At 70.0% G+C, this 12,242-nt stretch carries 14 protein-coding genes; 6 read left to right on the plus strand and 8 right to left on the minus strand.

Annotation, left to right across the window (positions count from 1 at the left end):
- Positions 1-8: 8 nt before the first annotated feature.
- The 3 genes from F5X71_RS23140 to pyrR all read right to left on the minus strand — a co-directional run bounded on the left by F5X71_RS23140 (position 9) and on the right by pyrR (position 3,071).
- Positions 9-1,379 (minus strand): dihydroorotase, encoded by a 1,371-nt coding sequence (locus F5X71_RS23140; RefSeq protein ID WP_238815412.1) that lies wholly within the window; start codon positions 1,377-1,379, stop codon positions 9-11.
- 20 nt (positions 1,380-1,399) lie between these two features.
- Positions 1,400-2,359: an aspartate carbamoyltransferase catalytic subunit gene (locus F5X71_RS23145; protein ID WP_167463932.1), complete on the minus strand. Its 960-nt coding sequence runs from the start codon at positions 2,357-2,359 to the stop codon at positions 1,400-1,402.
- A 76-nt stretch (positions 2,360-2,435) separates the two neighbouring features.
- Positions 2,436-3,071 (minus strand): bifunctional pyr operon transcriptional regulator/uracil phosphoribosyltransferase PyrR, encoded by a 636-nt coding sequence (pyrR, locus tag F5X71_RS23150; protein ID WP_238815413.1) that lies wholly within the window; start codon positions 3,069-3,071, stop codon positions 2,436-2,438.
- A 240-nt stretch (positions 3,072-3,311) separates the two neighbouring features.
- On the opposite strand from pyrR, the gene F5X71_RS23155 reads away from it, so the two are divergent.
- Positions 3,312-4,190, plus strand: coding sequence for an alpha/beta fold hydrolase (locus F5X71_RS23155; protein ID WP_167463933.1), 879 nt, complete (start codon positions 3,312-3,314; stop codon positions 4,188-4,190).
- 34 nt (positions 4,191-4,224) lie between these two features.
- Here the strand turns inward: F5X71_RS23155 and F5X71_RS23160 are convergent, their stop codons facing one another.
- Positions 4,225-4,599 (minus strand): hypothetical protein, encoded by a 375-nt coding sequence (locus tag F5X71_RS23160; protein WP_167463934.1) that lies wholly within the window; start codon positions 4,597-4,599, stop codon positions 4,225-4,227.
- A gap of 288 nt (positions 4,600-4,887) precedes the next feature.
- On the opposite strand from F5X71_RS23160, the gene F5X71_RS23165 reads away from it, so the two are divergent.
- From F5X71_RS23165 to F5X71_RS23175, 3 genes are all read left to right on the plus strand, one after another.
- Positions 4,888-5,088, plus strand: a complete 201-nt coding sequence (locus tag F5X71_RS23165; protein ID WP_167463935.1) for a DUF7489 domain-containing protein — start codon at positions 4,888-4,890, stop codon at positions 5,086-5,088.
- 96 nt (positions 5,089-5,184) lie between these two features.
- A complete protein-coding gene (locus tag F5X71_RS23170) occupies positions 5,185-5,811 on the plus strand; it encodes an alpha-ketoglutarate-dependent dioxygenase AlkB (RefSeq protein ID WP_167463936.1) in 627 nt (208 codons plus the stop codon).
- A 246-nt stretch (positions 5,812-6,057) separates the two neighbouring features.
- The gene (locus tag F5X71_RS23175) at positions 6,058-6,501 is read left to right on the plus strand and encodes an SgcJ/EcaC family oxidoreductase (protein WP_167466665.1); all 444 of its coding nucleotides are present in this window, start codon (positions 6,058-6,060) and stop codon (positions 6,499-6,501) included.
- Between the two features lie 225 nt (positions 6,502-6,726).
- On the opposite strand, the gene F5X71_RS23180 is transcribed toward F5X71_RS23175, so the two are convergent.
- A complete protein-coding gene (locus F5X71_RS23180; protein WP_167463937.1) occupies positions 6,727-7,572 on the minus strand; it encodes a hypothetical protein in 846 nt (281 codons plus the stop codon).
- A gap of 238 nt (positions 7,573-7,810) precedes the next feature.
- Between F5X71_RS23180 and F5X71_RS23185 the strand changes: the two genes are divergently transcribed.
- Positions 7,811-8,626 carry a CPBP family intramembrane glutamic endopeptidase gene (locus tag F5X71_RS23185; RefSeq protein WP_167463938.1) on the plus strand — a complete coding sequence of 272 codons (816 nt, stop codon included), beginning with the start codon at positions 7,811-7,813 and terminating at the stop codon, positions 8,624-8,626.
- A 20-nt stretch (positions 8,627-8,646) separates the two neighbouring features.
- On the opposite strand, the gene F5X71_RS23190 is transcribed toward F5X71_RS23185, so the two are convergent.
- On the minus strand, positions 8,647-9,222 hold the full coding sequence (locus F5X71_RS23190; protein WP_167463939.1) for a TetR/AcrR family transcriptional regulator: 576 nt from the start codon (positions 9,220-9,222) through the stop codon (positions 8,647-8,649).
- Positions 9,223-9,308: 86 nt separating this feature from the next.
- Here F5X71_RS23190 and F5X71_RS23195 point away from each other — a divergent pair, with 86 nt between their 5' ends.
- On the plus strand, positions 9,309-10,283 hold the full coding sequence (locus F5X71_RS23195; protein WP_238815414.1) for a quinone oxidoreductase family protein: 975 nt from the start codon (positions 9,309-9,311) through the stop codon (positions 10,281-10,283).
- Between the two features lie 5 nt (positions 10,284-10,288).
- Here F5X71_RS23195 and F5X71_RS23200 read toward each other — a convergent pair whose 3' ends face one another.
- Positions 10,289-11,518 carry an FAD-dependent oxidoreductase gene (locus F5X71_RS23200; protein WP_167463941.1) on the minus strand — a complete coding sequence of 410 codons (1,230 nt, stop codon included), beginning with the start codon at positions 11,516-11,518 and terminating at the stop codon, positions 10,289-10,291.
- 139 nt (positions 11,519-11,657) lie between these two features.
- On the minus strand, positions 11,658-12,206 hold the full coding sequence (locus tag F5X71_RS23205; protein ID WP_167463942.1) for a DUF4334 domain-containing protein: 549 nt from the start codon (positions 12,204-12,206) through the stop codon (positions 11,658-11,660).
- Positions 12,207-12,242 lie beyond the last annotated feature (36 nt).

Here is a 12,242-nt window from a genome sequence, read left to right on the forward strand (position 1 = left end):
CGCCGCCCTCAACGGCCGGCCTTCGGCCGACCGCGCTGATCCTGCGCTACCGCCTCCGGGCCCGCCGCTCGCGCCGCGGCGCCCAGCGGTGTCGCCTTGCCCTCGCGGGCGGTTACCCGTCCCCTGAGCAACGTCGTTGTCACTCGAGCCGGAAACGTCATGTCCTCGAACGGGGTGTTGTTCGAGATGCTGGCGAGCTCCTTCGCGCGCACCGTCCAGGTGGCGTCCGGGTCGACCAGCGTCAGGTTCGCCGGCTCGCCGACCTCGATCGGCCTGCCGTGCTCGTCGAGCCCGACGATCGCGGCGGGCCGCTCGCTCATCACCCGCGCCACGCCCCGCCAGTCCAGCAGGCCGGGCTCGACCATGGTCTGCACGATGATCGACAGCGCGGTCTCCAGGCCGAGCATGCCCGGCCGGGCGGCAGCGAACTCGCAGCACTTGTCCTGTTCGGCGTGCGGCGCGTGATCGGTGGCGACACAGTCGAGCACGCCGTCGGCCAGCGCCTGGCGCAGCGCGGCGGCGTCTGAGGCCTCGCGCAGCGGCGGATTGACCTTGTTGACCGCGTCGTAGGTCTCCAGCCGCGAGTCGTCCAGCAGCAGATGATGCGGGGTGACCTCGGCGGTGATCGAGATACCTTGCGCCTTGGCCCATTTCACCAGCTCGACGGTGCCCGCGGTGGAGGCGTGGCAGATGTGCACGCGCGCACCGGCGTCACGGGCCAGCAGCGCGTCGCGGGCCACGATCGACTCCTCGGCGGCCCGCGGCCAGCCGGCCAGGCCGAGCCGCGCCGCGGTCGGGCCCTCGTGCGCGATCGCGCCGACGGTGAGCCGGGGCTCCTCGGCATGCTGGGCGATCAGCACGCCGAGCGTGTTCGCGTACTCCAGCGCGCGCCGCATCAGCAGCGGGTCGTAGACGCAGTGCCCGTCGTCGGAGAACATCCGCACCGCGCCGACACCCGCGGCCATGGTGCCCATTTCGGCGAGTTGCTTGCCTTCGAGTCCGACCGTGACCGCACCCACCGGGTACACGTCGACCAGGCCGACCTCCTGCCCGCGCCGCCACACGTGATCGGTGACCACCACCGAGTCGGCGACCGGATTGGTGTTGGCCATCGCGAACACCGCGGTGTAGCCGCCCAATGCGGCCGCGGCGGAACCGGACTCGATCGTCTCGGTGTCCTCGCGGCCGGGCTCGCGCAGATGCGTGTGCAGATCCACGAAGCCGGGCAGCAGGATCTGGCCCGCGGCCTCGATGATCTCGACGTCGGCGCGCACCGCCAGGTCGGCGTCGATCGCGGCGATCACCCCGTCGCGCACCAGCACATCCACCGGCTCGCCCTCGCCGTAGACCCGCGCTCCCCTGATCAGCAATTCACTCATGACGCCTTCGCTATCGGTCCTCACGCGATCGCCTCCTGGGTGCCGACCAGCAGCCGGAACAGGACGGCCATCCGCATGTGCACTCCGTTGGTCACCTGCTGCAAAATCGCGGACTTCGGCGAATCCGCCACCGGCGACGCGATTTCCATGCCGCGCAACATCGGTCCCGGATGCAGTACCACCGCGTGCTCGTCCAGCAGCGCCATCCTGCGCTCGGACAATCCGTAATTGATCGAGTATTCGCGGGCCGACGGGAAGAACCCGCCGTTCATCCGCTCCGCCTGCACCCGAAGCATGAGAACCGCGTCCGCGCCGGGCAATTCGGCGTCGAGCGCGTGCGCGATCCGCGCGGGCCAGGTATCGACGCCCACCGGAAGCAGCGTGCGCGGCGCGACCAGCACCACCTCGGCGCCAAGGGTGTTGAGCAGGAAGACATTCGAGCGCGCCACCCGGCTGTGCAGGATATCGCCGACGATGACGACCCGTTTGCCCTCGATATCGCCGAGCCGCTGCCGCAGGGTGAGCGCGTCCAGCAGGGCCTGCGTCGGATGCTGGTGCGTGCCGTCACCCGCGTTGATGATCGCCGGGCCCGAGGTGCGGCCCGACTGCACGGCCCAGGCGTCCATCCAGCGCGCGATCTGGTGTGCCGCACCGGAAGCCGGATGCCGCACGATCAGCGCGTCGGCGCCCGCCGCGTGCAAGGTGAGCGCGGTGTCACGCAGGGACTCGCCCTTGGACACCGAAGAACTGCTGGCGCTGACATTGATCACATCGGCGCTCATCCACTTGCCCGCCACCTCGAACGACACCCTGGTGCGCGTGGAGTTCTCGTAGAACACCGTCATCACCGTGCGCCCGCGCAAGGTCGGCAGCTTGTGCACCTCACGACCGAGCAACGCCTGCTCGAACCGTTCGGCCTCGTCGAGCAGGGCGGTCGCGCCGGCCCGATCCAAATCCGTGACCGTCAAAAGGTGCCTCACGACTCCACCTCGCTGACGCTCGGTTCCGTCGCGAGCCATACGGCCGCTGTGCTGATGGTTCCCTCGCTACGCTCGCTCACGACTCAACCTCCTGCCGCAGATAAACCCCGTCCCGCCCGTCGTGTTCGGTGAGCAGGACCGAGATGTCCTCGGTGCGGGAGGTGGGCACGTTCTTGCCCACGTAGTCGGCGCGGATCGGCAGTTCGCGGTGGCCGCGGTCGATGAGTACCGCGAGTTGCACGGCGCGGGGACGGCCGAGGTCGCGCAGCCCGTCCAGGGCCGAGCGCACGGTGCGGCCGGAGAACAGCACGTCGTCGACGAGCACGACCAGCGTGTCCTCGATGCCGCCCTCGGGCACCGAGGTGCGCTCCAGCGGCCGGTGCGGCCGGGTGCGCAGATCGTCGCGATAGAGGGTGATGTCGAGCGAGCCGAGCGCGGGGCGCACGCCGGAGAATTCCTCGATCTTGTCCGTGAGCCGCGCGGCCAGCGAGGTGCCCCTGGTGGGAATGCCGATCAGCACCACGCGCGGGGCGTCCGCGGCGGCCGCGTCCAGAGCGGTCTTCTCGATGATCTGATGCGCGATCCGCGCGATGGTCCGACTGACATCGGAAGCCGACAACAGCTCCCGTCCTGCCCCCACCCATTCCGGGGTGTGTCGCTGCGATGTCTCGGCAGCGCCGGACTCGGCGGCCCGATCTTCGGGCACAGCCATGCCGACCTCCTTCCCCGCCTCACGGGACGGTCCGTTAAAGGATGTCTTACGGCTTGCAGCCTAACAGCGCTCGCACCGGCACTTTCACCAGGTATCGACGGTGTGAGCGGTGCCACGCGCGCCTCGGGCCGCCTACTCCGATATGTCGCCTTTCGGCGAAAATATACGTAACTGACAGTAGCGTTAACCGCTTCCGTGTGCCACGCTGCATAGGCAGAGCAGCGAACCACGGGAGGGTCAATGGCGACCGATATCGCAACCGACGAGTCCACCGGCGAACTGAGCCGGATCACCACGTTCCGGCGGGACGGACTGGCGTTCCCGGTGCGCGACACCGGGCCGCTCGACGGCGAACCGGTACTGCTGCTGCACGGCTGGCCCCAGGATTCGCGCAGCTGGGCGCCGGTGGCCGCACTGCTGAACGCGGCCGGATACCGCACCTTCGCCCCCGACCAGCGCGGCGCGAGCCCGACCGCCGCACCGCGCCGCCGCAGGGCGTATCGAATGGACGAACTCGCCGCCGACGTCGAGGCGATGATCGACCAGATCGCACGGCCGACCCACGTCGTCGGCCACGACTGGGGCGCGGTGGCCGCGTGGGCGGCGGGCATCACCATGCGGGATCGCCTGGTCTCGGTCTCGGCGCTGTCCGTGCCACACCCCGGCGCGTTCATGCGCGCGATGCTGACCAGCAGGCAGGCGCTGGCGTCCTGGTACATGTACGTCTTCCAGCTGCCGCTGCTGCCCGAATTGCTGCTGCGCTCCGGGCTGTTTCCCCAACTGCTCCGGCGGACCGGGCAATCCGCCGAGGTCGCGGCACGCGACAGCGCGCGCATGCGCGACCGCGCGATCGCCCGCGGCGGCCTGAATTGGTATCGCGGCATGCTTTTCGGCTCGCCACGGATGCTGCGCGGCCACGTCACCGCGCCGGTGCTGCAGATCTGGAGTGACGAGGACAGCGCGGTCCTCGAGACCGGCCCCAAACTCTGCGAGCGTTACGTCGACGGGCCGTTCCGGTTCGAAGTCCTCGCGGGGGTGTCGCATTGGATTCCCGAGGAGGCGCCCGAACCGACGAGCCGGTTGCTCCTGGAACACTTCGCGACGTCCAGCGCGCGCTGATTCCACTGGGGCGCAACGGCACTGGCCAGTCCCACTATCCGGTGGTGGCGTCCAGCAAACAGCGCTCCAGCCCGTCCGCCAGATACGATTCGCTCGACGCGGCGACACCTACCGCCGCGACCTCGTCGAGACAGACCCGAGCACGGTCGGTCCCGCGCTTGAATCGTCCGTTCTGCGCGCCGCCCGCGATCCGCTGATCGATCTCGCTCTTCACGCAGTGCACGAATAAGTCCGTGCCCCAAGCGATCTCGCCCACTTGATGAACACATAAGCGCACCGAGGGATGAAAGATCTTGTCCGGCTCGACCGTTCCGGCTTCGGCCGCCGCGGCGGCGGCCAGCAGCATTCCGGTCAACGCGGCGGCGACGGCGAACGGAACAACCGAAAACTTGCGATCTGCGGGAGACATCCCGGGCTCCTTCACGGACGAGCATCCAGGCGCGGCGCCACGGCCGCACCACGATTCAGGGAGTGATACCGCATATTCGGCGCCACGACGGTTCCGGATGGGCGCAATCGTCGCTTTCGATACGAGCGACGTACGCCTGTCCGCATTGCGGATGGCACCCGCGTACCTCTCCGGTAGCCCCGAGATACACCGCTGAGGCGATGCCACGGACCCGCGCGGTGCTCGACACTGAGATCACCGCCGCACGTACGCGGCACAGCTGTCAGGTCGAGCGTGAGGAGCCGATGAATGACGCAGCAGGAGTGGCACGGGACCGTGGTGGAGAAGTCGCGCGGACTGCTGGACGGGTCGAATCTCTATCGCCGCCTCGTCGTCCGGCTCGACGACGGCAGCACCATCAAGGTGCGGGTGAATCGGTCGCTGTGGAATTCGCTCGAGCCGGGCGACGCGGTATCCAAGCGGGCCGGCGCCGACCCCACGAAGGGCTGATCACGGCGGCGCGCCAGCCCGACCGCCCCTGAGCCTTCCGTGACGGCGGCGAGAAACCGCTAGCACATATGTTCGATAGACGGTACTGTCGCAATCATGTCGACACCGTTGCAGGGATCACTGCTCGACGGGTTCGGTGACACCGAATTCGGGTCGCTGCGGCATGCCCGCCGCACGACACTGGACCGTGGCGCTTGGGTGGACGTGCTGCCGGGCTGGCTGTCCGGCGCCGACGCGCTGTTCGAGCGGCTCGCCGACGACGTGCCGTGGAAGGCCGAGCGCAGGCCGATGTACGACCGCGTCGTCGACGTGCCGCGACTGCTCAAGTTCTACGAGGAACACGAGCCGCTGCCCGATCCGGCCCTGGCCGACGCGCGCCGCGCCCTCACCGAGCACTACCGGCGTGAACTGGGCGAGCCGTTCCGCACGGCCGGGCTCTGCTACTACCGCGACGGCCAGGACAGCGTCGCCTGGCACGGCGATAACATCGGCCGGGGCGCCACCCACGACACCATGGTCGCCATCCTGTCCGTCGGCTCGCCCCGCGCCCTGCTGCTGCGACCGCGCGGCGGTGGCGAGAGCGTCCGCTACCAGCTGGGTCACGGCGACCTGCTCGTCATGGGCGGCTCCTGCCAGCGCACCTGGGAGCACTCGATCCCCAAGACCCGGCGCTCCGCGGGCCCGCGCATCAGCATCCAGTTCCGGCCGCGCGGGGTGCGGTAGCCGCTCGGCCCAGTCGGTGCGTGCCATCGCTCAGAAACCAGCGCCAGGTTCGGATCGTCGACCGCAGTGGCGATCAGGTTCGCGCAATTTTCCCCGCGGCCATCGGTTTTCCGCCGCGCAGGCGAGACAGCGTCCCATGGCGAGACCCTCGCGCCGCCCCCATCCGAACACGAAGGCCCCCTTGTGAGCTGAATGACGGTCGCGCCGCTTGACCTGATGTTATGTTCAGGTTGGAAGCTGATGTCCATGAACGCAAAGACTTTCGATGCACCGGTGCTCGCGGATACGAGCGTGGACCATCGCGACGACATGGCCGCCATCGAGCAGCTCATCGCCAGCGTGCAGACCGCCTACAACACCAACGACGCCGATCTGATGACCGAGGGCTTCACCGCGAACGCCGCCGTGGTCAACGCGGTGGGCACCTTGATGACCGGACGTGCCGACCTACTGGCCGCGAATCAGGCTGGGCTGGCCGGGTTCCTGAAGGACGAGTACGTGCGCTACGACGTCACCGACATCACCTTCCTGCGACCCGATGTCGCCATCGCGCACAAGGTGGCCCGCGCGACAACCGCCGAGGGGGAACTGATCGACACCGATCCCGCCATGATCGCCCTGTACGTACTGGTCAAGGAGAACGGCCGCTGGTGGACCGCCGCCCGGCAGAACACTCTGATCCCCAGTTGACCACAGCCGCACCGGCTTTGATCCCCGAATCCGTTGTGCATCCCGCGCACGGCAGGCATCCCGCTGACCCTCGCCACATCGATCTGGACCGGCCCGGTCAGCCGAGCGTCGACGCAGCGGTGACCGCTGCGTCGACAGGCCTGGCCGGTCCACACCGACCCGCCGGGTCGGCGAACCAGCCGGCCCCGGCAACGGCGGGTCAGCCCGTGATGCCGAAAGCGCCGGTCAGGCTTGATTTTCGGGGATTCGCGGCAGCCGGTTACGGCGGTAGGCGGCGGCGTGGGACCAGAGGGTGCGCTCGGCTTCCTCGGTGATCGGGCCGCGGTGGGCGGGACCGAGCAGGTCGGCGCGGGCGCGGCGGGCGGCGGTGACCTGGTTGCGGTACTGGCGGAAGATCTGGACCTCGCCGTTGCGCTCGGCCTCGTCGAGGTAGTGGTAGTCCATGCCCTGGTACGCGTAGGTGCCGAGGGTGGCGAGATTGCTTGCCATGGCTCGCAACCGATCGGGTGCGCCGAAGATCGTGATCAGCCCGCCGATGCGATCGACGCGCGACCACCCGGTCGGCTGCGCGCAGTAGTCGGCGCCGCGCTCGCCCAAGCTCATGACACGCCGAGCCGCGTCCGCGGCCACCGCCTCGGCCAGGCTGAACGTCTGCCAGCGCACGGTGCCTTCGGAGCGTTCGCGCCACGGCAGCCGGCGCCGCAGCGCCACCGCGGCGTCCTTGGTCAACACCGTCAGGTCCGAGGGCACCAGCACGATCGGGTCCGACGGTGCGCCGTCGAACGGGTTCGGGTCGAGGTGCGCCGGATCGAGCACGACCAGAGTCCCCGGCCGTCGCTGAAATGCCAGCCCCCACAGCAGCCGGGCGAGTACACGCGCGCCGCGCCAATCCGAGAGCACATGCCAGGTGTCGTGAAAACGATTGGTCGCGAAGCGGAAATCGCTGCCGGGACGCAGGCTGATGACGGTATACACCCGCCCGTCGAGCACCATGGTGCGTCGATGCAGCTCGAGCATCTCGTCGGTGGCCGAACCCGGTCGCGGCCGTTTGCGTTGCGCGGCCACGGTCACCTCCGGTCTCTGCCTCGCGTCCGGTCCAGGACACCACGAGCGGCGGGGCACGGCAACGGGTTTTCGGGCGGCCGCACCGCAGTTGCCGCTCGGCGCACCGCATCGCCCGTGCCGACACGGGAATCCCCGTCGGCTCGGCCGCACCGACCTTCGACGAGATCGCGGCCGGGGACCGACCACCCGGGTCCTCCCTTCGGCGGAGGCGGCGAACCGCCCCCGGATGGCAAGGTTGCCTTCCATGCGGGCGCCGCCGATCGACAAGGGACTACTGGTGGCGGGGGTCGCGGCATTCGTCGTCGCGGTGGCGACCTTGATCGTGACCGGCCACACCGCCCTGCGCTATTCGGCCGACAGCGACGACACGACGCCGCTGTGGACCGGGTGGGCGACGGTCGGCGCGGCGCTCGCCGTGGCCTGGCTGGTGCCGCCGAAGCCGCGAGCCGACGGCCCGGTCGCGGATTCGCGCGTCCTCGCCCGCCAGGGCTGGTGGCTGTACGCGCTCGGCGCGCTGTTCGCGGTCGCCTTCTTTCTAGCCGACGGCGACGACCTGTGCTTCCTCGGGTTGAAAGCCACACTGCTGCTGGCGATTCCGCTGCTGGCGCGGCTCGCTTCCTGGCGCGAATGGTATCGCGTCGACACCAGGGGACGTTGGCTGCGGCCCGCGCCCGCCGTGCTGACCTTCCTGGTGCTGGTCACGCTGTTCCACCCAGGATTCACCGGCACCCCGCCGCCGGTCGCCCTGCTCGTCTTCCTGTTTCTGGTGAACGCGGTGCTCGAAGAGATCTTCTACCGCGTCTGGTTGCAGACCAGGTTGGAAGTCCGATACGGCCGCTGGCCCGCCATCGTGCTGGTGGCGCTGCTGTGGTCGTGCTGGCATGTGGCGATCCAGGGCGGCAACGGTTTCGGCATCGACCTCGCCACCGTGGTCGCGCGGCTCGGCGCGGAGGGGTTGTTCTTCGGCTACCTGTGGTCGCGGTATCGAAACCCGTGGCTGCTCTTCGTGGTGCACGGTGTGACCAACGCGTCGGTGGGCATGCTCGTCGCGATGCGGTGAGGCGCGCGACATTTCGCCGTTCAGCGGCCGCGCAGCACCGATTCGACCAGTTCACGCACCGCGTCCAGCAGCCGGTCGGTCTCGCCGGCGCGGATCATCGCCTGCACCAGTTCGCCGCCGATCGACGCGAGCAGTAACCGCCCGACCGTTTCGGCATCGATGTCGGGCCGCGCCTCGCGCAGCAGCGTGGTGATGTGGTTGTCCCAGAACGCGTGGAACTCGCCGGTGCGCGGATGCGGCGGCACGGTGCGGTAGGCCGCCATGAGCTCGGAGTTCGCGATGACCAAGCGGGTCATCGCGTCGAAGTAGGCGAGCAGCCGGTCACCGGCGGGCGCGCCGGGCCCGAGCGGCGGCGGCCCGGTGGCGATGGCGTCCATCAGGGTGAGCGCGCTCTCGGCGACCATCTCGTGCAGCAGCCCCGCCCGGTTGCCGAAGCGGTGGAAGATCGTGCCCTTGCCCACTCCGGCCGCGGCGGCGACCCGGTCCATGGTGATCGCCTCCGCGCCGTATTCGGCGAGCAACGCGCTGGTCGCGTCGAGAATCGCGCGCCGATTGCGTGCCGCGTCGGCCCGTTCCTTCGGACGCCCGTCGCTCATCGCACCCACTTTCGTTGACAACTTGACCGCCGGTCCATATCGTTGCGCGAGATAACTGGACCGGCAGTCAATTTATGGAGTTCATGATGCAGGCAATCGTAATGACGGCGACCGGCGGTCCCGAGGTCTTGGTCGCCGAGCAGGTGCCCGTGCCAGCGGCGGGCCCCGGCGCGGTGGTCGTTCGCGCCGAAGCGATCCCCGTCCTGTTCCCCGAGACGAAGCTGCGCTCCGGCGCGTTCCCGCTCGCCGCCGAGCCGCCGCTGGTCTTCGGCTTCCAGGCCGTCGGCGTGGTGACCGAGGTCGGGGCGGACGCCGACCCGGCGCTGCTCGGCAGGCGAGTCGCGGTGAACACACCCGGCTTCGGCTCCTACGCCGAATTCGTCAGCGCGCCCGCGTCTTCGGCCGTCGCGATCCCGGACGGCCTGTCGTCGGCGGACGCGGCGGCGGTGCTCATGAGCGGTTCGGTGGCCATCCCGCTGCTCGAGACGGCCGCGCTGACCGGCACCGAAACGGTGCTGATCGAGGCCGCCGCGACCGGAATCGGCAGCCACCTGACCCAGCTCGCCAAGGAGTACGGCGCGGCCCGCGTCATCGCGACCGCGGGCGGCCCGGCCAAGACCGAGCGGGCCCGCGCGCTCGGCGCCGACGAGGTCGTCGACCACAACGACCCCGCATGGCCCGAGCGACTGCGCGAAATCCTCGGCGCCACCACGCTCGACGTCGTCTTCGACTCGATCGGCGGCGACACCGCCCGCGACGTCCTCGCGCTCACCACACCGCAGCGCGGCCGCATGCTCGGCTACGGCTGGCTCTCCGGCACGCCCGCCCAGCTCACGGCCACCGACCTCATCACGACCGGCCGCACCCTCATCGGCTGTGCGGGCCCCGAGTGGCTGGCGCGAGTCGCCGAGTCGCGCACCGCGATTCTCACTCGCGCGGCGGCAGGCGGCATCGATCCGCTGGTCGACGCCGTGCTCCCGCTCGACCAGGCCGCCCACGCGCACCGACTGCTCGAAGAGCGCACGCCGCTGGGCAGATTGATCCTGCGCCCCGGAGCCTGAGCGGCTCAGGGACGGCGGGCGAAGGCGGGGGCGTGCTCGGGCAGGATGCCGCGCGCGATCAGGAAGGGCGGAACGCTGCGCACGATCGGGATGCGCCGAAAGACCCGCAGGGGCAACGGGGCGGTCTGGCTGTTGGCGATATCGATGCCGCCCGACAGCGCGGGGCGGATCGCGCGGGCGTGCAGGAAGCGCTGCATGCCCTGGGTCACCATGGTCGGCAGGATGCGGCGCCGCTGCACCCTGGCCAGCTCACGCGCACCCACGGTGCCCGAAAGCAAGGGCGCGGCAAGGATTCTCGCGGCGGCGACGGCGTCTTGGACCGCGAGGTTGATGCCGACACCGCCGACCGGGGACATCGCGTGCGCGGCATCGCCGATGCACAGCAGTCCTTCGGTGTGCCAGGTGGTCAGGCGGTCCAGCTGCACGTCGAGCAGCCGCACCTCGTCCCAGCCGGTGAGCACATCGACGCGATCGCGCAGCCAGGGCACCGCAGCCGCCATCTGACGCACGATCTCCCCGACCGGCCCGCCCCGTGCTGCGGCGTCGGTGCCCTTGGCGATGAGCGTGGCGCACTGCCAGTAGTCACCGCGATCCAGCAGCACGGCGGCGCGCCGCGCGGTGACGATCGGAATGGCGCCCGCGGGATCGGTGTCGTTGCGCGGCAACCGGAACCACCACACGTCCATCGGCGTCGGCCAGCTCCGTGCGGGCAGGTTCGCGGCGGCGCGCAACACCGAGGAGCGCCCGTCACAGGCCACGGTGAGCGCGGCGCGAATCTCCCCCGTCGCCCCATCGGCGGTCCGATAGCCGACGCCGACGACCCTGCCGTCGGACCAGATCGGCCCGGTCGCTTCGGTATTCATGCGCAGCGTGCAGGTCGGTTCCTGCTCGGCGGCACGCGCAAGCAGGTCGAGCAGGTCCCACTGCGGCACCATCGCGATGTACTTGTGCCTGCCGGGCAGGTCTTTCAACGAGACGAGGGTCCGCAGCCCGCCCGCCGTCGGCAGCGCCACCTGCTCGAGCTTGCGGGCGGGCAGTTTCGCGAACTCCGCGCCGAGACCCAGTTCGTCGAGCAGGTCGAGCGTGGTGGGATGCACGGTGTCACCACGGAAGTCGCGCAGGAAGTCCTTGTGCTTCTCCAGCACGGTCACCTCGACGCCCGCGCGCGCCAGCAGCAACCCCAGCACCATCCCGGCCGGTCCACCGCCGACCACCAGGCATGTCGTGCGTTCCATCGACTGACTCCCCTCGGTCGTCGCCGCGCGGATACCCCCATGCTAGTGCGTGATCCACGCGCTAGGCGCCGAAGCGCCTGCGCGACGGCCGGTTCCGCATACTCCGGAGGCCGATCGGATCCCGGTGTCGCCCAGCGGTTTACCGGTAAAGGACGAAGAAGTACGGCTCGGCCAGCCCGCGCATGTCCATCACGCCGAGCAGCGTGCGCTCGTCGACCCGCCGGAAGTGATCGACGATCGGCAGGTGGTCGTAGATCATGGCGGCGCTGGTCGTCCCGCGGTATTCGATGTCACGCAGTCGCGCGGTGGGCTTACGGGTGCGCAGCGCGGGTCGCAGCACCGGCAGCGCCCGCTTGCCCGCGCGCACCATGCCGACCGGCACCCGCCCGGCGAGGCCGAGCGGCACCCGGCGCGGGTCGACCGGGAAGACGGTGCCGTCGGCCGTGGCGAACAGCAGCGGATGCACGGTGTCCGCGTCGTCGAATTGCTTGCCGTACCAGCCCGATGCGACCAGCACCCCGGCGAAGGGATGCCCGGTGTCGACCTCGTCACCGCGCCAGCGGCCGACGGTGACCTCCGCGACGGGCGCGGCAGGCAGCCGATCGAACAGCTCCCATGCCTGCGCCGAGGTGGCGCGCGCGGAGCGCAGCGCGGCCAGCTCGGCCACCGGTCCATTCTTCGCCACCATCCGGCTCTCCTCCCTACGGCAACGTTGCGAGACTTA

It is taken from the genome of Nocardia brasiliensis (assembly GCF_011801125.1).
Taxonomy (GTDB): Bacteria; Actinomycetota; Actinomycetes; order Mycobacteriales; family Mycobacteriaceae; genus Nocardia; species Nocardia brasiliensis_C.